The organism is Azomonas macrocytogenes (genome assembly GCF_014191985.1).
Lineage (GTDB): Bacteria > Pseudomonadota > Gammaproteobacteria > Pseudomonadales > Pseudomonadaceae > Azomonas > Azomonas macrocytogenes.
In genome coordinates this window covers 284,149-306,675 of the sequence record NZ_JACHXI010000001.1, presented here as the reverse complement: position 1 = coordinate 306,675, position 22,527 = coordinate 284,149, and the positions used below count along the sequence as shown (strand labels likewise).

At 51.5% G+C, this 22,527-nt stretch carries 19 protein-coding genes and 1 pseudogene; 8 read left to right on the top strand and 12 right to left on the bottom strand.

Features of this window, described 5'->3' with window-relative positions; translation table 11 throughout:
* Window positions 1–51 precede the first annotated feature (51 nt).
* Together FHR87_RS01460 and FHR87_RS01455 are read left to right on the top strand one after the other, a co-directional pair.
* Window positions 52–636 (top strand): DUF6436 domain-containing protein, encoded by a 585-nt coding sequence (locus tag FHR87_RS01460; RefSeq protein WP_183164906.1) that lies wholly within the window; start codon window positions 52–54, stop codon window positions 634–636.
* A 352-nt stretch (window positions 637–988) separates the two neighbouring features.
* Entirely contained in the window at window positions 989–2,140 is a 1,152-nt protein-coding gene (locus tag FHR87_RS01455; protein ID WP_183164905.1) for a DegT/DnrJ/EryC1/StrS family aminotransferase, read from the top strand.
* Between the two features lie 63 nt (window positions 2,141–2,203).
* On the opposite strand, the gene modC is transcribed toward FHR87_RS01455, so the two are convergent.
* The 4 genes from modC to FHR87_RS01435 all read right to left on the bottom strand — a co-directional run bounded on the left by modC (window position 2,204) and on the right by FHR87_RS01435 (window position 5,763).
* Complete coding sequence (gene modC / locus FHR87_RS01450) at window positions 2,204–3,331, bottom strand: molybdenum ABC transporter ATP-binding protein (protein WP_183164904.1); 1,128 nt, start codon at window positions 3,329–3,331, stop codon at window positions 2,204–2,206.
* 12 nt (window positions 3,332–3,343) lie between these two features.
* The gene (gene modB, locus FHR87_RS01445; RefSeq protein ID WP_183164903.1) at window positions 3,344–4,024 is read right to left on the bottom strand and encodes a molybdate ABC transporter permease subunit; all 681 of its coding nucleotides are present in this window, start codon (window positions 4,022–4,024) and stop codon (window positions 3,344–3,346) included.
* Window positions 4,025–4,162: 138 nt separating this feature from the next.
* Complete coding sequence (gene modA, locus FHR87_RS01440) at window positions 4,163–4,921, bottom strand: molybdate ABC transporter substrate-binding protein (RefSeq protein ID WP_183164902.1); 759 nt, start codon at window positions 4,919–4,921, stop codon at window positions 4,163–4,165.
* 29 nt (window positions 4,922–4,950) lie between these two features.
* A complete protein-coding gene (locus tag FHR87_RS01435; RefSeq protein ID WP_183164901.1) occupies window positions 4,951–5,763 on the bottom strand; it encodes a TOBE domain-containing protein in 813 nt (270 codons plus the stop codon).
* Window positions 5,764–5,957: 194 nt separating this feature from the next.
* Here FHR87_RS01435 and FHR87_RS01430 point away from each other — a divergent pair, with 194 nt between their 5' ends.
* Window positions 5,958–6,386, top strand: coding sequence for a TOBE domain-containing protein (locus FHR87_RS01430; protein WP_183164900.1), 429 nt, complete (start codon window positions 5,958–5,960; stop codon window positions 6,384–6,386).
* 116 nt (window positions 6,387–6,502) lie between these two features.
* Here FHR87_RS01430 and FHR87_RS01425 read toward each other — a convergent pair whose 3' ends face one another.
* The 4 genes from FHR87_RS01425 to FHR87_RS01410 all read right to left on the bottom strand — a co-directional run bounded on the left by FHR87_RS01425 (window position 6,503) and on the right by FHR87_RS01410 (window position 11,243).
* Window positions 6,503–7,462, bottom strand: a complete 960-nt coding sequence (locus FHR87_RS01425) for a GDP-mannose 4,6-dehydratase (RefSeq protein ID WP_183165134.1) — start codon at window positions 7,460–7,462, stop codon at window positions 6,503–6,505.
* Window positions 7,463–7,786: 324 nt separating this feature from the next.
* On the bottom strand, window positions 7,787–9,148 hold the full coding sequence (locus FHR87_RS01420) for an OprD family outer membrane porin (protein ID WP_183164899.1): 1,362 nt from the start codon (window positions 9,146–9,148) through the stop codon (window positions 7,787–7,789).
* 327 nt (window positions 9,149–9,475) lie between these two features.
* Window positions 9,476–10,201: a VC0807 family protein gene (locus tag FHR87_RS01415; protein WP_183164898.1), complete on the bottom strand. Its 726-nt coding sequence runs from the start codon at window positions 10,199–10,201 to the stop codon at window positions 9,476–9,478.
* A 106-nt stretch (window positions 10,202–10,307) separates the two neighbouring features.
* Window positions 10,308–11,243, bottom strand: a complete 936-nt coding sequence (locus FHR87_RS01410) for a lysylphosphatidylglycerol synthase transmembrane domain-containing protein (protein ID WP_183165133.1) — start codon at window positions 11,241–11,243, stop codon at window positions 10,308–10,310.
* Window positions 11,244–12,077: 834 nt separating this feature from the next.
* On the opposite strand from FHR87_RS01410, the gene cyoA reads away from it, so the two are divergent.
* Genes cyoA through cyoE form a run of 5 tightly spaced genes read left to right on the top strand, consistent with a single transcriptional unit; the run spans window position 12,078 to window position 16,907 of the window.
* Window positions 12,078–13,007, top strand: a complete 930-nt coding sequence (gene cyoA / locus FHR87_RS01405; protein WP_183164897.1) for a ubiquinol oxidase subunit II — start codon at window positions 12,078–12,080, stop codon at window positions 13,005–13,007.
* Window positions 13,008–14,978: a cytochrome o ubiquinol oxidase subunit I gene (cyoB, locus tag FHR87_RS01400; RefSeq protein ID WP_183164896.1), complete on the top strand. Its 1,971-nt coding sequence runs from the start codon at window positions 13,008–13,010 to the stop codon at window positions 14,976–14,978.
* 3 nt (window positions 14,979–14,981) lie between these two features.
* The gene (cyoC, locus tag FHR87_RS01395) at window positions 14,982–15,608 is read left to right on the top strand and encodes a cytochrome o ubiquinol oxidase subunit III (protein ID WP_183164895.1); all 627 of its coding nucleotides are present in this window, start codon (window positions 14,982–14,984) and stop codon (window positions 15,606–15,608) included.
* A complete protein-coding gene (cyoD, locus tag FHR87_RS01390) occupies window positions 15,609–15,947 on the top strand; it encodes a cytochrome o ubiquinol oxidase subunit IV (protein WP_183164894.1) in 339 nt (112 codons plus the stop codon). It begins immediately after the preceding gene.
* Window positions 15,948–15,959: 12 nt separating this feature from the next.
* The gene (gene cyoE / locus FHR87_RS01385) at window positions 15,960–16,907 is read left to right on the top strand and encodes a heme o synthase (protein ID WP_183164893.1); all 948 of its coding nucleotides are present in this window, start codon (window positions 15,960–15,962) and stop codon (window positions 16,905–16,907) included.
* A 179-nt stretch (window positions 16,908–17,086) separates the two neighbouring features.
* On the opposite strand, the gene FHR87_RS01380 is transcribed toward cyoE, so the two are convergent.
* The 4 genes and pseudogenes from FHR87_RS01380 to FHR87_RS01365 form a co-directional block, all read right to left on the bottom strand.
* Complete coding sequence (locus FHR87_RS01380) at window positions 17,087–19,918, bottom strand: valine--tRNA ligase (protein WP_183164892.1); 2,832 nt, start codon at window positions 19,916–19,918, stop codon at window positions 17,087–17,089.
* A 109-nt stretch (window positions 19,919–20,027) separates the two neighbouring features.
* Window positions 20,028–20,390: a hypothetical protein gene (locus FHR87_RS01375; RefSeq protein WP_183164891.1), complete on the bottom strand. Its 363-nt coding sequence runs from the start codon at window positions 20,388–20,390 to the stop codon at window positions 20,028–20,030.
* 17 nt (window positions 20,391–20,407) lie between these two features.
* Window positions 20,408–20,827: a DNA polymerase III subunit chi gene (locus FHR87_RS01370; protein ID WP_183164890.1), complete on the bottom strand. Its 420-nt coding sequence runs from the start codon at window positions 20,825–20,827 to the stop codon at window positions 20,408–20,410.
* Window positions 20,828–20,952: 125 nt separating this feature from the next.
* Window positions 20,953–22,431: pseudogene (locus tag FHR87_RS01365) on the bottom strand (leucyl aminopeptidase); the annotation flags it as partial.
* Window positions 22,432–22,527 lie beyond the last annotated feature (96 nt).

Genomic DNA, 22,527 nt, shown 5'->3' with positions numbered 1-22,527 from the left:
CTGTCATCCATGCGAAAATTGACGGATTTTTCCTTGCCGATGGTATTTCGTATGCCTTCCAAGCGCATTGTCGTTATCCTGGTATCGCTGGTCATTGCACTGGTGCTCGCTATTGCGGTTGTGGTCTGGTGGCAGTTCGGGTTCGTTTATCTGCGCTCCTACAATCAGCAGGCTGTATTTTTCACCGGTGATGCCTTACGCCTTCCATCGGAGCTGGCCCAATCCGAATCGATCCGAGTGGTGCATTTCTGGGACCCGCACTGTCCCTGCCATGAGGAAACCGATGCTCATCTTAATTATCTGATAGGCATGTACCGCTTTGCTGACATGGATTTCTACAGCGTCCAGAAACCCGGCAGTGAAGGATCAATCACGCCGTTTCTAGCTGGCAAGTTGCAACCGCTGGCGGGTTTGGAAGGAATGGATTCGGTACCAGCCAGCCCTGCCATAGCTATTTGGGACAAAACTGGAAAATTGGCTTATGCCGGCCCCTATAGTGAGGGAATGGTCTGTAATTCCAGCAACAGCTTCGTCGAACCGGTTCTCGATGCGCTGATCAGCGGGCGTCCGGTTCACGCGACCAATGCCATGGCTCAGGGATGCTATTGCGATTGGGGCGCTGCGCACGAAAAATGAGTTCTACAACTGATCGAAATTGGATTTGTTTCCACTCGAAGCGAACGTTGGCTTTATATTGCCTGGAAAACAGTTGAACCACGTTAATTCAAGGGTCCCATTGAATTAGCTACTCCGTAGTTGCTGCTTTGGTTACCTTTTTGCGAGTAAGTTGAAACTTTCGTCAAAGCTGGTTCAGAGCCTGTTGCCCCATTTGCTCGGAAGCTGCTCATATCGAGTTGCCAGACTCTGACAATGGCTTTTTGGACAGGCTTTAGGAACTTGTTAGGTATCTCAGAATCTTGACTATTTGTGGGAGTTCTCGATTCCCGATCGCCGCATACATGCGGTTTGACTATGGAAAGTCTTGACCATGACCATTCAGCTCTTTGTACCCAAGTTTCGTGTGGACGAATGCCTTGCCGAGATCCGTGAGTGCCTTGAAAGAGGATGGACCGGCATGGGTTTCAAGACGCTTGCCTTTGAACATGCATGGAAAACCTATACAGGTTTGGCTAATGCGCATTTCCTCTCTTCCAATACGGTTGGCCTTCATCTCGCCTTAGAGGTTTATAAAAAGAAATATGGTTGGCAGGATGGTGATGAAGTAATCACCACACCTCTCACCTTTATCTCAAGCAATCACGCTATCGTCTACGCCAACATGAAGCCAGTCTTCGCTGATGTTGACGAAACGCTCTGTCTAGATCCTTTTTCAATAGAACAGCGCATCACATCGCGTACTCGTGCAGTGATATTTGTCGGAATCGGCGGTAATACTGGCCACTATAAAAAAGTACGCGAGCTTTGTACCAGGCAAGGGCTCAAGCTGATTCTTGATGGTGCTCATATGGCGGGCTCTCGCCTAGATGGCAGCCATGTTGGCCAGGATGCAGATGTTTCTGTTTTCAGTTTTCAGGCTGTAAAAAATCTGCCAACTGCTGATTCCGGCATGATCTGTTTTTCAGACGCAGCCGATGATCATATGGCTCGCCAGCTCAGCTGGCTTGGCATCAACAAGGACACTTTTGCCCGTACTGGGTCGCAAGGGGTCTATAAGTGGATGTATGACGTCGAGAATGTCGGCTACAAGTATCATGGCAATTCCATCATGGCGGCCATTGGTCTTGTATCGCTCAAATATCTCGATGAAGACAATGCCTATCGTCGGCAACTGGCAAGCTGGTATGAAGAAGAGTTTACCGGCGCCAGCAACATTCTGTCGGTTCCGATGGGGCCAGGTTGTGAGTCCTCGCGGCATTTGTTCCAAGTTCGCGTAAGTAATAGAGAAGAGCTTCTTCAAGCGCTTAATGAACGTGATATTTATCCGGGGGTACATTATCGCGACAACACGCATTATCAGATGTATGCCGATAGCCATGGCCTGTGTCCGTTTTCGCATGCATTGAGTGAGGAAGTCGTTTCTCTGCCCATGCATATGGGGATCACTCGAGACGACGTGAGAGTGATCGGGGCTGCTGTCCGTGAGCTTGCCGTCTACGATTCGGGCAAGGTCGCAGCCTGATATTCAAGCTGGGGGTACAAACAAGCTTGTACCCCTTCCTGTTTTCGTAAAGGAAGCTATTTTTTATTGATCCAGCAGTGCCACCGCCTTGACCTGTGCCCAGAGCTGCATTCCGGGAACAATCTTCAACTGGTCGCATGAGCGGCGGGTTATCCGGGCAATCAGGGGCGTGTTTCCCAGCTCGAGTTTCACCAGTACATGGGCCGGGGTGTCTGCCTCGACAATCTCTTTTGTCGTGGCTGGTACCAGGTTGGCGATACTGGTGTCTTCGGCACGACTGGTCGCCAGGCTGATATCCCTGGCATGGATTCGAAAGCGTAAAGGCTGGCCGATGGGCTCGGGACGGCGTGCTACCAATACGCTGCCACCGGAAAACTCCAGGCGCGTCAAATGATAGACATCGTCATGCTCTGCAATTCTGGCAGCGATCACCACGCCGGCATTTTCGGTAAAGGCCATGGGTAGATCGAGTCGCGCCATGGTTTCTTGCAATCCTCCTTCGGCAATGACTTTTCCCTGGTCCAGCAGAACGATGTGATCGGCGAGCCGGGCAACCTCATCCGGAGAATGGCTTATATAGAGAATAGGAATGTCGAGCTCATCGTGCAGGCGTTCCAGATAGGGGAGGATTTCGTTTTTGCGTTTAAGGTCGAGCGCGGCAAGCGGTTCGTCCATCAGCAACAATCTGGGACTGGTGAGCAGAGCCCTGGCAATACCGACACGCTGGCGCTCTCCTCCCGAAAGCCGATTTGGCATCCGGTCCAGTAGATGGCTGATTCCCAACAGCTTCATCACTCTATCCCAAGGTACCTTGCGCACATTAGTAGCGACGCGGCGCATTCCATACTCTAGATTGCGTTTTACCGAAAGGTGAGGGAACAGGCTGGCTTCCTGGAATACGTAGCCTAGTGCCCGCTTATGCGTCGGTATGAAAATGCCAGCGGCAGTATCCTGCCATAGCTCTCCGTTGATATCGAGATATCCGTCAGTGGCTTGCTCCAAACCGGCTATACAACGCAAGCACGTCGTCTTGCCGGACCCTGAATGACCGAACAAGGCAGTTATTCCCCGGCCTGGCAGATTCAAATCGACATTGAGTTCGAAGCCGGAGTAGTTCACTTGAAAGCGGGCACGAATACTATCTGCAGGCCCAGTGATAGTGTTCGTGATGGTTTCAGTCACTATGCTCATGTGTGAATCCTTTCAGCTCAGTCCCGGCTTGAGCCGTCGGCTGGAATAAAGTGCAAGCAGTACAAAAAACGAAAAGAACACCATTCCACCTGCAAGCCAGTGTGCTTGTGTAAACTCCATGGCTTCGACGTGGTTGAATATCTGGACAGATATCGTGCGGGTCCTACCGGGAATATTGCCGCCTATCATCAGTACTATTCCAAACTCTCCGACCGTATGGGCAAAGCCCAGGATAGAGGCGGTGATGATTCCCGGACGGGCGAGCGGCAGTACTATGGTGAAAAAGCAATCCCATGCATTGGCGCGCAAAGTGGCAGCAACTTCCAGAGGGCGATCACCAATCGCTTCGAAGGCATTCTGCAGCGGCTGTACCACGAATGGCATGGAGTAGAAGACCGACCCTATGACCAGTCCGGTAAATGTAAAGGGCAAGGTACCCAGCCCCAGCGCTTGGGTCAGTTGTCCGGCTGGACCATTAGGGCCCATGAATACAAGCAGATAAAAACCCAGCACGGTGGGTGGTAACACGAGAGGTAGGGCTACCACGGCACCGATCGGGCCTTTCAAGAATGAGCGCGTGCGGGCTAGCCACCAGGCTATGGGTGTCCCTATGCAAAGTAGGAGAGCGGTAGTCAGCGTCGCAAGTTCAAGCGTCAGCCAGATGGCGGCAACATCGAGTTCGGATAGATGCATTATTGCTGTAGCTCCCCCAGCCGAGCAGTCCTTTTAGGCTGCTCGGCTGGGCTAACGGGAGTATGCCGAGTCAACAATGCTTTTGCAGAAGTTGATGAATTGCTATTTTCTGTGTGTGACTCGGCAATTAGGAAAGGGTTATTTCTTCAGGTCATAGCCATAGGATTTGATAATAGCTGCAGCCTTCGGCCCTTTTATGTATTCGATCAGTTCCTTGGCTGCCTTGCTGTCTTTGCCTTTGTTCAGGATGACGGCATCCTGCAGGATCGGATCATACAAGTCCTGCGGCACTATCCAACTGGAACCGCCAGTGAGCTTGCCGTCTTTATACACCTGGGACAGAGCGACGAAGCCAAGCTCGGCGTTACCGGACGCTACGAATTGGTAGGCTTGAGTAATATTGGAACCTTCGACAATCTTTGGTTTGATCGCATTGAGCTTGAGTTTATCTATGACTTGGGTAGCAGCCAGGCCATAAGGTGCGGTTTTAGGGTTGGCAATGGATATATGCTCGAATGCATTTTTCTTTAATACAGCACCTTTGGAGTCGACATAACCTTCTTTAGGCGACCAGAGAACCAGTTTGCCAATGGCATAGGTAAAGCGTGAGCCAGGAACGATATCGCCTTCTTTTTCAAGTTTGGCTGGCGTGGTGTCGTCGGCCGAGAAAAAGACCTGGAACGGTGCACCATTCTTGATTTGCGTATAAATACCACCAGTTGGACCAGCAGAGGCGATCACTTTGTTGCCAGTATCTTTTTCGAAGCTTGCAGCAATTTCCTGGAGCGGAGCGGTAAAGTTTGCGGCGACAGCAACCTGAACATCTTCAGCATGCGTAGCGCATGCAATAAAGCTGGCACTCAAGGCGATAAACAGGCGGGATAGCGGACGGCTCATGGTTACACTCCTTTGTGGGGGGATTAGATCTATTCGTAAATAGCAAGAATAACGCTGGACGATTTGAAGAAGGCGAAGGCTTCGGCTCCGGGTTTGAGCCCAAGGGCTGCGCAACTGTCAGCCGTTACTACCGAGGTGACGCTACGACCTGATGGCAAGGCCAGCGTCACTTCATTATTAATGGCGCCTTCATGAATAGCGGTCACTTCACCTTGCAGTTTGTTGCGGGCGGTGAGTTTCATGGCAAGATCAGTGGTCAGCATGACGGATGATGACTTCACCATTGCGAACACCTCTTTGCCGATGCTCAGTTCCAGGTCTTCGGCACTGGTTTTGGTGATTGTCGCGATGATTTCGTTTTCGTCATCCAGGCGAATCTGTACCTCGAAATTCACGCCACCCTGGCGAAGCCCGGTGATTGGGCCGGAAAATTGGTTGCGCGCACTGCTTTTCATGCTCATGCGATGCATCAGCTTTTGAAAGGCGCGAATATCGCCTCCGCTAACCTCATCAAGGCGTTCCGAGAGGTGGTCCAGGGTGTGCTGATATTCCATTTCCAAAGCCCGATACATGGCCACGATTCGGCGACCGTATTCGGTCAGCTGAGTGCCACCCCCCTGGCGCCCTCCAGCAACCCGAACCACGAGAGGCTCTGGAGCAAGATTATTGATTGTATCCAACGCATCCCAGGCTGCCTTGTATGAAAGAGGGACGGCCTTGGCTGCTTGATTGATCGATCCCTTGCGATCTATTTCCTCAAGCAACCGTATGCGTGTATCCGAAAGGGTCGTGCCAGCTCCGGTATCCAGAGACATGCGAGCAAGAAATCGAGTTGGTGTCATATTGTCTCGATTGATACGTTTCAATTTATATGTAGTAAGCAATATAGCGTTTGGTGATTTGCTATGGTTCCAGCCTAATAAAAGCTTTAGCTATGATTTTTCTCACAACGGGGTGTAGGGTTACCTACAACTATATGTGTAGTTCGTTACATAGATAATGTTTCGGATTCTACATTAATACTGGAGAAAAGCTCATGAAAATCAGTGCTCGTAATGTATTCAAAGGTAAAATCAGTGCCCTTCAGGCTGGCGCGGTAAATGCCAAGATTGATATCGATCTGGGAGGGGGCGATACACTGGTGGCCGTAGTCACCATGGATAGCGTCAAATCGCTTGATCTAGCTCAGGGCAAGGAAGTAGCTGCCATCGTCAAGGCACCTTGGGTCATGCTGCTGACGGAGGGTAGCGATATACGCCTTTCTGCCCGTAATATTCTGACTGGTACCGTCAAGTCGATTGAGGCTGGTTCGGTCAATACCGAAGTTACCCTGGCCTTGCCGGGCGGTACCGAGGTCACTTCGATCGTGACCAAGGATGCGGTTGCGGAGTTGGGCCTCAAGCCGGGTTCTTCTGCCAGTGCAGTGATCAAGGCTTCGAGCGTAATTCTCGGTGTGCCTGCCTGATTTATCCAACCATAGGTAGCTGAGCTGCTATATGTGCTCGACTGAAACCGTCTAATTCAAGAGGCGGTTTCGGCTTTATGAGAGGACAATGGCAAATGGTTGCATCAAGGTTTTAGTTACTGGCTGTGCGCAACCAGGGTTCTCCAATGATCAAGCAGGTCGGCTAGCGTCTCGTGCAGGTCCACTGTTGGGCTCCAGTCAGTCAGTTGCTGAAGTAGCTGGATATTGCCTGCTGCGAAAGGGATGTCGGATGGGCGCATCCGCGCAGGATCCTTGATCACTTCTATGTGGCATTGGCTCATACCAAGCAATTCATCCAGGATTTCCTGGATTTTGCGTGGGCGACCGGAAGCAATGTTAACGCGCGAAGGATAATCTCTTGGGCGTTCAGCAAGCTCAAGCAACCGTCGATAAGCATTGCACACATCACGAACATCTAAAAAATCTCGACTGGCCTCAAGGTTGCCGACATGTATTTGTGGAGGCTGTTTGCCGGCTTCGATCAAGGCAATTTGCTTGGCAAAGGATGACGTGACGAAGTCAGGAGATTGTTGCGCACCTATATGATTGAATGGTCTGGCAATGACGCCGGGCATTCCCTGGCGGAAATATTCAGCAAAAGCTACCTCTGCGGCCAGTTTGCTTGCAGCATAGGGATTCAATGGCTGGCAGGGGCTGTTTTCGTCAAGAGTAGACCCCTGTTTGAATGTCGCTCCGTATACTTCCGAGGAACTGACAAAAAGCATGAATGCTTTGGGGGCATGGCGACGTACGGCTTCAAGCAAATTGACGCTGCCCATGACATTGGTTTGCCAGGTAGGCAATGGATTCTCGAAGCTGGCAGGGACGTAAGTGATGGCGGCTAGGTGTACGACGTGAGTTGGCGCTGCCTGGGCAACGCGGAATGCGAGTGCTTCAGTATCGCGAATATCGCATTGCAGATGTTCATTTGCCGAAGATGCGGAGCCGGAAGCCTTGCTGCTTAATGCGATGACATGATGGCCAGCTTGCTGCAAGGTTTTGCATAGCGCCTGGCCAACGAAACCGTTTGCTCCGGTTATAAGAGTACGTTGCATTAGCAATATTTCCTTAATCGTAAAGCGCCATCGAGTTAGTGTAGCGGCCGCTATTCTGGCTGGCGAGGATGTCGAGGAACAATGACTAGTTATTGATTGCTTTAAATATGGGCAAAAAGCATGCCTGCTTTCGGTCCGATCTGGTCGGCTTTAGGCAATATTGAAGCGCTCTGGTTCAATGAAAAAATGGATTATATGAGTCGATAACAGCTAAAAGTTAAGCTGATTCAATAAGGTACTGATGATTTTGGCGAGGGGAATAAAGTAAAAAAGGCCAGTCTTCAGATAGAATGCTGACCTTGAAAACTGTCTGTAGCTTAACGTTTAGAAAATAGGCAGTGTGTAGTTGGCAATCAGACGATTTTCGTCTTTGTCTCGTGAACCAGGATTGGTGTCGTTACCGCGCCATACACCATACATCCAGGTGAGTCCCAGTCCTTTGAGCATTCCGTCCTGAAAGACGTAATCAAGTCGTGTGTCTCGCTCCCATTCTTTTTTGTCACTACCAGAATCATCGATATCGTCGCCACTGAGGTAGGTCAAGCTGGCTTTCAATCCAGGCACGCCAATGGCTGCGAAGTCATATGCATATTTTGCTACCCAGGTATTTTCACCGGAGTTGTGAAACTTGTGCATCTGTGCATCGGTGATCAAATACAGAACGCGTCCGCCACCTTGGTTAAGATGTGGGAAGTCACTCTTGCCGGTAATTTTCTGATAGCCCGCGCCGATTTGATGGCCGCCCAGGCTGTAGGTAAACATCGCACTCCAGAGTTTGTTGTCTACTTCATAGCGGTGAGAGTCGCCTGTTCCCCAGTAACCCGCTGCGCGGTAACCTTCGGCCCGCCCGGAGCGGCTGGAGTTTTCCCCATCCGACTCGCTGTAGAAGTAGCGTAGGTCGGTTTTAAGCGAACCTGCTGGCAATGCCAGATCATGAATCAAGCCAAAGAAGTGTTGTTTGTAGAAGTCCTTCAGCTCACCGTAATAATACTGAGCCAACAAGTTCTTCATGGGTTTGTAGTCAAAGCCACCATAATAGAATTCATTACTTTCTTGATGAAGGCTGTTACTGCGATTGTTGGACCCCTCAATAGACAAGCTGTCCCTATTGCTGGAGTTTCGCTCAGATGAGTGTTCAAGCTTACCTGCAATGAAGGTCAAATCCTTGATTTCGTTTACGGTAACTTGACCACCCTCGTAGGTTTGCGGGAGGAGGCGTCCGTCGTTTGCAATCACGACAGGAAGTTTGGGTTTCAAGGTGCCATATTGCACAAGCGTATTAGAGAAGCGCATTTTGGCTGTTACGCCCAGCCTGCCAAAACCTCGTGTTGCCTTGCCATTGCTTTCCAAGGGGAAAACGGAGCCTGGCTGGCGATCTTCGCCTGGCTTGCCGGCGCGACCGCCATCATCCAGGCGGATGCCATACAGGCCCAACAGGTCAAGACCGAAGCCTACCTTGCCTTCGGTGAAGCCCGATCTGTAATCAACCGTGAAGGCCTGACCCCATTCATCGAATCGGGGTGTATTGCTCAGACCGTTCTCGTTGCGAGTGTCCTGATTGTAATAAAAGTTTCTGGTCGAAAGCGACAGCTTGCTGTCTTTCAGAAATTCTGCGCTTGCTTCACCTGACAGCAACTGACCTAAAGCACCAGTAGCCATGGCAAAAGCAGAAAAGGCTTTTTTCATAATGAATTCTCTTTATTAAGGTATATAGCGATCACGAGACGCAAAGTCTTGTAGCAAATGGAAATATAAAATCCAAGGCTTGTCTGCAAAATTTTAGTGGTATTGCAAAAAATGGTTAATTTTTTTGCAATATTTGGATACTGAATATAGGAAGAAATTAGAGATTGGCCCCGTTTTTCAGGGGCTGGGGGACAAAGCTAAAAGCTAGATGTGATGAGACGCAACTGCTCATGCAGCGTGCCTAGTTTTATGGCAGCTTCTGGATGGCGATATTCGAGATGTGAGTAATCGATTGCCTGATGAGTCTCAGCCTTGATCTGTTCGGTTTCAGCGCTGCTCTTTATCTTTAGTTGGTCGAGCCATGATTTCTTCCAGACTCAAGCCGGTCAGGCTGTGTATGGTACGCCAGAGATAATAGAAGATTGCCACCATCATCAATGTGCTTGGGATCGCTATCATTGGATAGCTGAGTAGCGTCATGCGCCCTAGTTCGTTGTTGAATGCCTCGCTTCCTGATGGGCTATGTACGAGCCACTTGGCTAATATGTAGTTCATGGCCGATGAGAAAAAAAATGTGCCACTTAGCCAGTAGGTGGCATACATCAATCGTTTCTCGAACTGCTTTGTATGGCCTCCTCGCTCTAAGTGTTCATGGATTTTTTTAACGTTGAGCACTTTGGGGTTGTAGAGCAAGGTTCGTATCAGCGGGTAGCGAGTCTGGGTAGAGATCAGAATTGCTATGCCTATGATGCCGGGAACGGCTGCTTCCTTTATGGCCAGCCATTGCGTATCCAGACGCAGGAGCCCAATGCTTCCTGTGAGCAATACACTGATCAATCCAAGCAAAGCGATCCAGTTGAATTTGCGATATTTTACCAATTCAAGGAGGCCCCAGCCCAGAGGGAAGGCCAGGGCAAACATGAGGGCCCCGTCGGCGCCGAGATATTGTTCATTGCTTAGCTTCATCATTATCAATGAAGGAAGCAGAACGCTGATCATTACATCTACCAGTGGGCGTGGTTGATGTTCAGGGGTGTGCCGTGTATCTGTCATGGATATCGAGGTCTGGATTGGATGGCGGTGTCATTTTTTTGCACTGTACTTGATTCGGCAGCTTTGACAGCTTTCATTGGTATGTTCAACGAAGGCGTGAATGATCCTATTTTGAGGATCTTTCGATCCATTGGGTAATCTCGAATGCGATGACAACCACAATAGCCAGGGCAAAAGGCAGCAACAGATATAACCCGCGAAAGACGATCAGTGAAGCAAGGACGTCGACTTTCTGCATTTCCGGGAGTGCCGCAAGAAATGTAACTTCGAGTACGCCAAGTCCACCTGGTGCGTGTGAAAGTAAAGCCAGAGAAAATGAAGCAAGAAAGATACCGAGCACTATGAGATAACCAGGATTATTTTGAGCCGGTAAGGCGAAATAGATGATCGCTGCAGCACATAATAATTCAAGAGGGCCAGCAAGAAGCTGTCTTGCCACGATAGGTAGCTTTGGGTAGTCGATGCTTAGACTCCAAAGCTTTAATGGCATCTTTTGGCGAATAGAGCCCAACACGTAAAAGGCAATCAGCGTTAGCAATATGACGGCGATGACTTGGGCAATCCATGGCTCGATGCTAATCAGTCGATTGAGCAGTTCTGGCTTAAAGAGTAAAACTACGCTTGAAGCCAATAGCGTGCCAAGTACGAAGGTCAATGAACAGAAGACAATTAGTATGCCAATTTCTTGAGGCGTCATTCCTTTGCTGCGATACGCTCTATAGCGTACTACTGCGCCGGAAAATACTGAGGCACCTATATTGTGTGCCAAGGCATAGGTAGTGAACGAGCAGAGCGCAATAAACCACCATGAAATTTTCTTGCCCAGATGAGCCATCGCAATGCGATCGTACCAAGCCAGTGCTGCGTAGGCTCCCAGGGTTGAGAGTCCAGCTAGTATCCAGTGTATTACGCTGATGGCTTTAAGACTGTCAGCCAATTCTGTCAAGGATATGGTGCGTATCTCCTTGTAAAGGAGATAACCGGACAGCAGCACCGCCGTGGTTCCGACCACAGTCCAGACGGCATTGCTCCTTTTTATCATTGATTGCTCCTCAAGTGTCGCTGGGTAAGGCGATACGGCCTTGGTTTGGCAGGCTGGGTATCTTGCACGTTGCCAGGACATTCGGCCAGCATTGCTTGGCTTGGCAGTATGGGGAATTTTGCTCGTTTATCGGGAGCTTGGCAAAACGGAGTGCTCCTTGATGCGGGCTCCGGCCCTGATAATTGCACGCTCAATGAGCGTTGGTAGGCCGTCGATATTGAATCCACCTACCAACCCGCATGGTTTTCTCGAGTGTCCCTTTGTGTGGCGCGAAGCATGCCAGTGGCTCCCTTTATGATCAGGATTCACCTTGAAGAATCGCGTGTGATATAGCCAAGTGTCGCACTTGACTATTCGGGTCAAGAAGTATTATCCCAGCAGCGTGTTTAACTCTGCTGCTGCGGTTTGGTGATAACTATTGCTTGGTATCGAAGTGCCACCTTTGATCGGCGTGCCTGAATATTGTTCTAACTCAATGGTAAGTCGATCAATTTTGGCTATGCTTGACAGTCTTTGAGATTTGGCTATCGATTTCGATGCAAGTTCTTCCTGATAAGTATCAAGATAAAATTGTCAGCGCTGGATTAGTTCGTCCGTGTTGATTGACAGTTGCGGTATTAACAATTGTGGTTTTGTCTTCACGCCTTAAAATCCTCGGGCAGCACGATCCCTATCGTTATATATCGCGTTATCTACTTAACATGGTGGGCTGGCATATAGTGGTAAAGCTTTCTGACCATATGGGCGTCGCCTCAAAGAAGCAGCTTGCTTATCCGCTGGGTCAGGCCGAACAACAATCGATGTATGGGATATCACTTTGCTGAAGGGCGTGAAATGAAAGAAAGGAAATATCATCATTATTTTCGAACACTTCTGACGATAGTGGCTGCAGCCTCGTTAAGTGGTTGTAGTTGGGCCCTTTTTGATTCGAAGGGTGAAATTGGTATCCAGGAGCGCAACCTGATCCTGACGGCCATTGGCCTGATGTTGTTGGTGGTGATTCCGGCAATCGTCATGACTGTCATGTTTGCCTGGCGCTACCGAGCCTCCAACAAGGATGCTACCTATGCTCCGGACTGGGCGCATTCCTACAAGATCGAGGCGGTCGTTTGGGGCGTACCGATTCTGATCGTTGCCATCCTGGCTGTCGTCACCTGGAAGACTACCCACTCACTCGATCCCTATAAGCCGATCGAGTCTGATGTGAAGCCGCTGCAGGTCGAAGTAGTGTCGCTGAACTGGAAGTGGTTGTTTATCTATCCGGAGCAGGGTATCGCCACCGTCAATGAGCTGGCTTTCCCGGAAAATACACCGGTGACCTTCCATATCACTTCCGATACGGTCATGAATACTTTCTCCGTTCCTCAACTTGGCGGCATGGTCTATGCCATGGCCGGTCAGCGTACTCAGTTGAATCTGATCGCGAACGAACCGGGTGAGTATTTCGGCCAGTCCGGCAACTATAGCGGAAACGGTTTTTCTGCCATGCGTTTCAAGGCCCACGTAGGTAGCAGCGAAGCTTTCGATAGTTGGGTCGCCAAAGCCAAGGCATCGTCCGATACCCTTGACTTCGATGGTTTCAAGGTGTTGGCCAAGCCGGGAGAAATGGTGAATCACCGTTATCCGATTCATCCCGTTACTTATTATTCCCAAGTCCAACCGGGCTTGTTCAAGCAAGTGATAGACCAGTATGTGGTCGGCATTAATTCCAATAAAACCCTGAGTGCCGCTGCACCTGTCGAAGTTGGTGTGGAGAAAGAATAAATGTTCGGAAAACTTACCTTAGATGCAATTCCGTTCCACGAGCCGATCATCTTCTATACGGTCTGTGTGGTGGCGATATTGGGAGCTGCAATAGTTGCAGCGATAACCTATTTTAAATCCTGGGGCTATCTTTGGAGAGAATGGCTCACTTCGGTAGATCATAAAAAAATCGGCATCATGTACATCATCGTGGCTCTGGTCATGCTGGTTCGCGGCTTTGCCGATGCGATCATGATGCGTACTCACCTGGCGATGTCTCATGGTGACAACGCGGGCATTCTGCCTCCCGAACACTACGACCAGGTTTTTACCGCACACGGTGTGATCATGCTGATTTTCGTGGCCATGCCATTGATCAGCGGTTTGATGAACATCGTAGTGCCGTTACAGATCGGCGCACGCGATGTAGCATTCCCCTTCCTTAACTCGTTGAGCTTCTGGCTATTCCTTGCTGGTGTGGTGTTGGTCAACATTTCCCTGGCGGTTGGCGAGTTTGCCCAGACCGGCTGGGTCGCATACCCACCGTTATCAGGGTTGCAATACAGTCCCGGGGTAGGGGTCGACTACTATATATGGAGTATTCAGATCTCCGGACTGGGCTCTTTGCTTACTGGCGTCAACTTTGTCGTAACCATCCTGAAGATGCGTACGCCAGGCATGACGCTGATGAAGATGCCTATCTTCACGTGGACCGCTTTTTGCTCCAACATCCTGATCTGCGGTGCTTTCCCTATTCTCACTGCCGCACTGGCCTTGCTGTCGCTTGATCGCTACCTGGATTTCCACTTCTTCACCAACGAGCTGGGTGGAAATCCGATGATGTATGTCAACTTGTTCTGGGCCTGGGGTCACCCCGAGGTATATATCCTGATCCTGCCGGCATTCGGTGTCTTTTCGGAAGTTGCAGCGACGTTCTCGCGTAAGCCGCTGTTCGGCTATACCTCGATGGTCATCGCTACCATGGCGATCGCCTTCCTGTCCTTCGTGGTCTGGCTGCACCATTTCTTCACCATGGGCTCCGGCGCTAACGTCAATGCCTTCTTCGGCATTGCAACTATGATCATTGCCGTGCCGACTGGCGTGAAGATCTTCACTTGGCTGTTCACCATGTACCGTGGCCGGCTGGAGATCAACAGCATGACCCTTTACACGCTGGGCTTTTTGATCACCTTTTCCATCGGCGGCATGGCAGGTGTATTGATGGCTGTTCCGGGGGCCGACTTCCTCTTGCACAACAGTTTGTTCCTGGTCGCGCATTTCCATACTGTGATCATCGGTGGTGCCGTCTTCGGTTATCTGGTAGGCATCACCTACTGGTTTCCGAAAGCCACGGGATTCAAGCTCAACGATAAACTTGGCAAATATGCCTTCTGGTTCTGGATCGTTGGTTTCTATGTCGCCTTCTCGCCGATGTACGTGCTTGGTTTCATGGGCATGACCCGTCGCTTGAACCATTACGATAATCCGGACTGGACGATCTGGATGCAGATCGCTGTTGTCGGTGTCGCCTTGATTGCCGTGGGTGTTGCGTTCATCGTTGCACAGCTGGTGGTTAGCTTCATTCAGCGGAAGAAGAATATCGATGTGACGGGCGACCCATGGGATGGCCGTACACTGGAGTGGTCGATCCCGTCGCCGCCGCCTTTCTATAACTTTGCTGTGCTGCCACGTGGCGACAAGCTGGATGCCTTCCACGAGCAGAAGAGGGGTGGACTACCGGCTCCTTCGACAGTCTATGAACCCATTCATATGCCGAAGAATACTGGCATGGCTGTGATCATGTCGGCATTTGCCACTGTATTGGGCTTCGCACTGATCTGGCATATCTGGTGGCTGGCGATTATCGGATTCGTGGGCGCGGTGGCGACTTTCATCATTCGCACCTACGACTACGACATCGACTTCTACGTGCAGCCAGACGAAATCGCTCGCATCGAGCAGGCCCACCTACAAAAAGCTACGCAGGCGTAAACCATGTCCGCTATCGAAACTCCGAATAAACCTATCCACACGGCCCATGGCGAGGGTCATGGACACCACCACGATGCCGGCGAAATAAAGTTGTTCGGGATGTGGGTCTATCTGATGACCGACTGCATCCTGTTCGCCTGTCTTTTTGCAAGCTACGTCGTGCTCAAGGATGCTACTGCCGGGGGAGTAACCGGCAAGGATATCTTTGAGCTACCGTTTGTTCTGGTGGAAACGTTCGTGCTGCTGTTCTCCAGCATCACTTCCGGTCTGGCTACCGTAGCCATGCATCGGGGTGACAAGGCCGAAGTGATGAAGTGGCTGAAGTTCACCTTTCTACTAGGTGCAGTCTTCGTTGGCATGGAGGTCTACGAATTTCATCATCTGATCGCCGAAGGTCATGGTCCGAGCCATAGCGCTTTCCTGTCGGCCTTCTTCACACTGGTGGGTACCCACGGTCTGCACGTGACTGCCGGTTTGCTCTGGATGCTTGTGCTGATGCATCAGATCAATACTCGCGGGTTGAATGACACCAATAAGTCCCGGCTGAATCTGCTTGCGTTGTTCTGGCACTTCCTGGATGTGGTCTGGATCTGCGTTTTCACCGTTGTCTATTTGATGGGAGTTCTATAAATGGAACACGGACATACTCCACCCAGTACTGTTGATGGCAGCCACGGTACCAAGAAGTCTTACATGACGGGCTTTATCCTGGCGGTGATTCTCACGGTGATTCCGTTCGGAGTCGTGATGACATCGGCATTGTCACCAGCAGTCACGATTCTGGTCGTTGCGCTCTTTGCCGTGGCCCAGGTATTTGTGCACCTAGTGTATTTTCTACACTTGAGTCTGGCTCCGTCACAGACCTGGAATGTCGTTTCCCTGCTCTTCTCAGTGTTGGTCATCGTGTTCCTGATTGGCTTGTCCGTCTGGATCATGTGGAGCATGCACTATCACATGATGATCAACTGAAGAGAGCCTGTGATGATCAAGCAATACCTGCTCCTGACTAAGCCAGGTATCGTCTTCGGAAATCTGATTTCCGTTGCCGGTGGTTTTTTTCTGGCTTCACGGGGGAATATCGATCTGGCGCTGTTTGTCGCGACAGCGCTGGGGGTATCCCTGATCATTGCTTCCGGCTGTGTATTCAACAACTACATCGATAGGGATATCGATGAAAAAATGGAACGAACCAGGAATCGTGTTCTGGTCAAGGGCTTGATTTCACCGACCCATGCCATCGTATACGCCTGCACCCTCGGGGTTGCAGGCGTTGCCTTGCTCTATAAAACCACTAATCTTCTGGCCGTAACCCTGGTCCTCATGGGCTTTATTGTCTATGTGGGACTGTACAGTCTGTGGCTGAAGCGTCGTTCGGTTTATGGAACCTTGGTCGGTAGCCTGTCGGGAGCCGTTCCGCCGGTTGTGGGATATTGTGCCGTTAGCAACAGCTTCGATATGGGCGCTGCGATTCTGCTGCTGATCTTCAGCCTCTGGCAGATGCCGCATTCCTATGCGATTGCGATTTTTCGTTTCAATGATTATCAGACCGCCAACATCCCGGTTCTACCGGTGATAAAGGGCATTTCTGCTGCTAAGCGGCATATCGTGCTCTACATCGCCGCGTTCATCGTCGCCACCTTGATGCTGAGCATCAGCGGCTACGCTGGCTACAACTACTTCGTGGTTGCAGCAGTAAGCGGAGCCTATTGGCTATGGATGGGCGTTTCGGGTTATACGGCGGTCGATGACCGCGTCTGGGCGAAGAAGCTATTCGTGTTTTCCATCGTCACTATTACCTCGTTGAGTGTAATGATGTCGGTGGATTTCCAGGCTTCGCACCAGGTGTTGATGACGTCGGTTACACAGCTATGCAACCAACTGATTGATAGCGATGGCGCATTCTGCTCGATGTTCATTTCGCAGATCTGATTACATCACTATAGAAGTTGGACTTGGACGGGCTCTTTTCTTCTATGCTTGATAGTGTGGAAAGAATAGAGCCCGTTGTTCTTTCTAGTTGCTGAAAGCTATAGATCCGAACAATTTTATATCGTCATATCTACATTCGCCCGGAAGCCATTGATTCTGGGCGAGTCTTCTCGCATTTTTTACAGCTTGGCGATCTTCTCGCGCTGCGAGGCCAGCTTGGTCAGGGCTTGTTCGGCTTCAACCAGCTTGGCACGTTCTTTGTCGATCACTTCAGCAGGGGCTTTAGCGACAAAGGATACGTTGGCAAGCTTGCCGCCAACGCGCTTCACTTCGCCTCCAAGACGTTGAATTTCCTTGTCCAGGCGAGCCAGTTCGGCGCTCTTGTCGATCAGGCCAGCCATTGGTACCAGTACCTGCATGTCTCCAACCAGAGCAGTGGCTGACATGGGGGCTTCTTCCGTGCCTGCTAGCACTCGGATCGATTCCAGCTTTGCCAGTTTGGATAGCAACGGCAAGTTCTCGGCGAGACGGCGACGATCTTCGTCACTGCTATTGGCTAGGATCACGTCGATGCGTTTGGCCATGGAAATGTTCATCTCGCCACGGATTTGCCGTATGCCAAGCATGAAGGTCTTCACCCACTCGATATCGTCTACCGCAGCAGCGTCGATCTTCGCTTCATCGGCAATAGGCCAGGGTTGCAGCATCAGAGTGTCTCCAGACTTGCCGGCCTGAATTTTGATGCGTTGCCAGATCTCTTCGGTAATGAACGGCATGAAGGGATGTGCCAGGCGCAGGGAGACTTCCAGAACGCGGATCAGGGTCCGGCGAGTGCCGCGCTGACGCTCTGCAGTGGCATTTTCATCCCATAGAGTCGGCTTCACCAATTCCAGATACCAGGCACAGTATTCGTCCCAAACGAATTCATAAAGCGCCTGGGCCGCCAGGTCGAAGCGAAAGGTTTCGAGCTGGCGGGTAACTTCGGCTTCGGTGCGCTGCAAACGAGAAATGATCCAGCGGTCCACGGAAGACAGCTCGACTGTTTCATCGTTGACGCCGGTATCCTTGCCATCAGTGTTCTCGATAACGAAGTTGGCCGCATTCCAGAGTTTATTGCAGAAGTTGCGATAGCCTTCGACCCGCCCCATGTCGAATTTGATATCGCGGCCAGTAGAAGCCAGCGAGCAGAAGGTGAAGCGCAGGGCATCGGTGCCGTAGCTGGCGATACCTTCTGGAAACTCGGCACGAGTCTGTTTGGTGATTTTTTCCGCCAGCTTAGGCTGCATCATGCCGCTGGTGCGCTTGGCCACCAGTTTTTCCAGTTCGATGCCGTCGACGATATCCAGCGGGTCGAGCACGTTACCCTTGGATTTGGACATCTTCTGGCCTTGGCCATCGCGTACCAGACCGTGCACGTAAACGGTTTTGAAAGGTACCTGCCCGGTCAGGTGCAATGACATCATGATCATCCGGGCGACCCAGAAGAAGATGATGTCGAACCCGGTAACCAGTACGTCGGTCGGATGGAAGGTCTTGAGAAAATCGGTTTGTTCCGGCCAGCCAAGGGTGGAAAAAGTCCATAAGCCAGAGCTGAACCAGGTGTCCAGCACATCGTCATCCTGACGCAGAGCTATATTATCCAGATTGTGCTTGCTACGTACCTCAGCTTCGTTCCGGCCGACGTACACATTGCCTTGATCGTCATACCAGGCGGGAATCCGATGGCCCCACCAGAGTTGGCGGCTGATGCACCAATCCTGGATATCGCGCATCCAGGAGAAATACATATTCTCGTACTGTTTGGGCACGAACTGAATGGCACCGTTTTCCACGGCCGCGATGGCTTTTTCGGCAAGCGGTTTGGTGGCGACATACCACTGATCGGTCAACCAGGGTTCGATCACCGTGCCAGAACGATCACCGCGCGGTACTTTGAGAGCGTGGTCATCGATCTTTTCCAGAAGCCCAGCTTCTTCGAAAGCGGTAACGATTTGCTTGCGTGCCTCGAAGCGATCGAGGCCGGCATAGGTGGATGGCAGGTGTGCGTCTACATCGTCATTCAGGTTGCCATCGAGACGAAATACTTGGGCTGTTGCCAGTACGGCGGCGTTCTGGTCGAAAATATTGATCAGAGGCAAATCGTGGCGTTTACCGACTTCATAGTCATTGAAATCGTGTGCTGGGGTGATCTTGACGCAACCCGTACCAAATTCTCGATCGACATATTCGTCAGCGATAATTGGAATCGGGCGGTTGACCAGTGGCAGCAGTACGTAATGACCGATTAGATTATTGTAGCGTTCATCCTCGGGGTGAACTGCAACTGCTGCGTCGCCCAGCATGGTTTCCGGACGTGTTGTGGCAACTACCAGGTAGCTTTTCCCTTCAGCGGTGAGGGCTCCGTTGGCCAAGGGGTAACGTAGGTTCCACAAATGACCTTTCTCGTCATGATTCTCCACTTCGAGATCGGAAATGGCTGTGTGCAGCTTGGTATCCCAGTTGACCAGGCGTTTACCGCGATAGATCAGCCCATCTTCATGCAGGCGGACAAAGGCTTCCTTGACTGCTTCGGACAGGCCTTCATCCATGGTGAAGCGCTCGCGTGACCAGTCTACCGAAGACCCAAGGCGACGGATTTGCCTGGTGATGGTGCCGCCGGATTCTTCTTTCCAGTGCCAGACTTTTTCCAGGAACTTTTCGCGGCCAAGATCGTGCCGGTTGACGCCTTGGGCGTGCAGTTGACGTTCCACCACCATCTGGGTAGCAATGCCGGCATGGTCAGTCCCGGGTTGCCAAAGGGTGTTGCGCCCCTGCATGCGGCGCCAGCGAATCAATGCATCCATGATCGCGTTGTTGAAGCCATGGCCCATGTGCAGGCTGCCGGTGACGTTCGGCGGTGGAATCATGATGGTGTAGGGTGCGCCCGAACCCTGGGGAGCGAAGTAATGCCTGGTTTCCCATTCGTTGTACCAGTGGGATTCGATGGCATGAGGCTGGTAGGTCTTGTCCATGCGGCGGGACCCTTAGACGGCTGATCGTTGGTAAATAGGAAAGTATAAGGCAAACCCTTGATTGTCGGGTTTACAGCTTTCCTTGCCGATGTCGAGGTGTCCGTTTTTCTCAGGGTTTGTTGCGAGCCTTTATCAATTCATCGAAATGCTGTTCCAGACACTGTTTCAGTTCAGCTTCGATTTTGGGCAGGAGCTGATCGAGAATTCCCTGGATAATTGTTTCGCTGCTCTTCTGAATGACTGTTGGCTCGCTTGGCTTGTCGCGAGGCTCTATTTCAGGGATGGCTGCCGGGGACAGGGTTTGGCTCTGTTCCTCGGGCAAGGTTTCAGAATGCACGATATCCGAAAGTAATGGGATCGCCTGCAGATCCAAGGAATCGCTCATGATCAGGGGGTATTCATCGCCCGGCAGATCATGAATGGATTCCCGCTCGTCCTGCGACTGTCCGAAGTCTGGCAAAGTTTTCGACATGATGAGTCCTGACGTGGTCAGAGTTCCACACGTTGAGGATCATAGCCCTGGCGACGGTAGAGGCGAAAGTTCTCTCGGCAGAGTGCCAGTAACTCGGGTTGCTGGTTGACGATCTCAATGATCCGGGCAAAGCGGGATATATGGTTGGAAAGATCTGGTGCCAGATTGATCAGCAGCCCTTGCGATAAGGCTGGTGTTTCATCAAGCCCCACTACTACAGGGGCTCTGGGGTTTTCTACATGGAGGTTGTGAGGAATGAAGCGCTCTGCACGATAGCTCCACAATAGCTCGTCTACTGCTTTGCACTGGTGCTCGTCCTGGCAGCGAAGAAATACCCGGAAGTCTTGCTGCCACGCCTTGGCTGCCAATCGGCAAGCCGCATGAAGGCGGCTTGTCGGATCGGCATCGGGAAGTACATAGAATTCAACGCGGGTCATGCCGATGGAGTCGTGCCACTCCCACTCTTGCGCTTTCTCGGAGCCGTAGGTTTTTTGGCTTTGGCCGAAGCTGGAGAAGGTGCTTTCTCGTCGATCGGTGCCGCCGCTGTTGGCGTTGCCTGTTTCTGGTTCAGGAGATACTGGACCAGCAGGGGAACCGGGCGGCCGGAAGCGCCTTTTTCCTTGCCTCCACTGATCCAGGCTGTACCGGCAATATCCAGGTGTGCCCAGGGATATTTCTTGGCAAAGCGGGATAGAAAGCAGGCGGCAGTGATGGTGCCTGCTTTGGGGCCGCCAATATTGGCCATGTCGGCGAAGGGGCTGTCCAGTTGTTCCTGATACTCGTCGAACAGCGGCAGTTGCCAGGCACGATCATCGGCCGTCTGGCCGGCTTCCAGCAGTTGCCTGGCTAGTTCGTCGTTGTTGCTCATCAGTCCGGTGGTATGACTACCGAGCGCAACGATACAGGCACCGGTCAGAGTGGCGATGTCGATTACCGAATCCGGTTCGAAGCGTTCGGCGTAGGTCAGGGTATCGCACAGTACCAGACGGCCTTCGGCATCCGTATTGAGAATTTCCACTGTCTGCCCACTCATGGTCGTGACGATATCACCAGGGCGGGTGGCGCGACCGCTAGGCATGTTCTCGGCACAAGCCAGAAGGCCGACGATATTGAGTGGCAGCTGCATTTCCAGTGCCGCCACGAAGACGCCAAAGACTGCTCCGGCACCACTCATGTCGTATTTCATTTCATCCATATTGGGACCGGGTTTGAGGCTGATGCCGCCACTATCAAAAGTGATGCCTTTGCCGACCAGTACATGCGGCTTGTCGGATTTACCGCTGCCGTTGTATTGCAAGACGATCAGGCGTGGTGGTTGATCGCTGCCCTGGCCTACTGCGACAAAAGTGCCAGCTCCCAGCTCCTTGAGCTTTTTCTCATCGAGAATGTCAACTTTGAGATTCTTATATTGTTTGCCCAGTGACTTGGCCCGACCAGCGAGATAGATTGGGTGGCAGACATTCGGTGGTAGGTTGCCGAGATCCCGGGTATAAGCCATGCCGGCGGCAATGGCGGTGGCATGAGCGACAGCCTTTTCGAGATTGTCCTGTTGGGATTTTTCAGTCAGTAAAGTGATCTTGGCAATCGCTCGTGGATCGGATTTCTTGCTTTTGTATTCTTCGAACAGGTATTGACCTGCAGCCAGCACCTCGACCATCAGACGTACACTGGCATAGGCATCGCGTCCTTTGATGCGCACGTCCTGAAAAGCCAGTGTCGCATCGGTACCGTTCAAGCCCTTCAGGCTGCTGTTTATTGCACTGGCAATCTTGCGCCACTGACGAGTGTCGATTTCGTCCGGCTTGCCGATACCAACCAGGAGAACGCGCTCGGCCTTGAGTCCGGGCAGGCTGTGCAGCAGCATGGTCTGCGCCGTCTTGCCTTGAAGATCGCCGCGCTCAAGTATCGCACTGATGGCGCCGTTGGCAGCACTGTCGACGGCTTGGGCGGTTTCTCCCTGCAAGCGTCCTTCGCTTACGGGCAGGATCAGGGTGGCGGTTTTCAATGAGGCGGCGCTGGCGGTTTTGACAACGAATTGCATCTGGCTGAGTCCCCAAGACAAGTATGCGGGTTTACAGGATAATGGCCGTTATTTTTCCGGCGGTTCGTCTTATGGGCGGGCCGGCAATCATGTGGG

Bases quoted from the DNA above. Each gene is read 5' to 3' on its own strand.
- FHR87_RS01460 (WP_183164906.1), top strand. From the start codon at position 52: ATGCCTTCCAAGCGCATTGTCGTTATCCTGGTATCGCTGGTCATTGCA.
- FHR87_RS01455 (WP_183164905.1), top strand. From the start codon at position 989: ATGACCATTCAGCTCTTTGTACCCAAGTTTCGTGTGGACGAATGCCTT.
- modC (WP_183164904.1), bottom strand. From the start codon at position 3,331: ATGAGCATAGTGACTGAAACCATCACGAACACTATCACTGGGCCTGCA.
- modB (WP_183164903.1), bottom strand. From the start codon at position 4,024: ATGCATCTATCCGAACTCGATGTTGCCGCCATCTGGCTGACGCTTGAA.
- modA (WP_183164902.1), bottom strand. From the start codon at position 4,921: ATGAGCCGTCCGCTATCCCGCCTGTTTATCGCCTTGAGTGCCAGCTTT.
- FHR87_RS01435 (WP_183164901.1), bottom strand. From the start codon at position 5,763: ATGACACCAACTCGATTTCTTGCTCGCATGTCTCTGGATACCGGAGCT.
- FHR87_RS01430 (WP_183164900.1), top strand. From the start codon at position 5,958: ATGAAAATCAGTGCTCGTAATGTATTCAAAGGTAAAATCAGTGCCCTT.
- FHR87_RS01425 (WP_183165134.1), bottom strand. From the start codon at position 7,462: ATGCAACGTACTCTTATAACCGGAGCAAACGGTTTCGTTGGCCAGGCG.
- FHR87_RS01420 (WP_183164899.1), bottom strand. From the start codon at position 9,148: ATGAAAAAAGCCTTTTCTGCTTTTGCCATGGCTACTGGTGCTTTAGGT.
- FHR87_RS01415 (WP_183164898.1), bottom strand. From the start codon at position 10,201: ATGACAGATACACGGCACACCCCTGAACATCAACCACGCCCACTGGTA.
- FHR87_RS01410 (WP_183165133.1), bottom strand. From the start codon at position 11,243: ATGATAAAAAGGAGCAATGCCGTCTGGACTGTGGTCGGAACCACGGCG.
- cyoA (WP_183164897.1), top strand. From the start codon at position 12,078: ATGAAAGAAAGGAAATATCATCATTATTTTCGAACACTTCTGACGATA.
- cyoB (WP_183164896.1), top strand. From the start codon at position 13,008: ATGTTCGGAAAACTTACCTTAGATGCAATTCCGTTCCACGAGCCGATC.
- cyoC (WP_183164895.1), top strand. From the start codon at position 14,982: ATGTCCGCTATCGAAACTCCGAATAAACCTATCCACACGGCCCATGGC.
- cyoD (WP_183164894.1), top strand. From the start codon at position 15,609: ATGGAACACGGACATACTCCACCCAGTACTGTTGATGGCAGCCACGGT.
- cyoE (WP_183164893.1), top strand. From the start codon at position 15,960: ATGATCAAGCAATACCTGCTCCTGACTAAGCCAGGTATCGTCTTCGGA.
- FHR87_RS01380 (WP_183164892.1), bottom strand. From the start codon at position 19,918: ATGGACAAGACCTACCAGCCTCATGCCATCGAATCCCACTGGTACAAC.
- FHR87_RS01375 (WP_183164891.1), bottom strand. From the start codon at position 20,390: ATGTCGAAAACTTTGCCAGACTTCGGACAGTCGCAGGACGAGCGGGAA.
- FHR87_RS01370 (WP_183164890.1), bottom strand. From the start codon at position 20,827: ATGACCCGCGTTGAATTCTATGTACTTCCCGATGCCGATCCGACAAGC.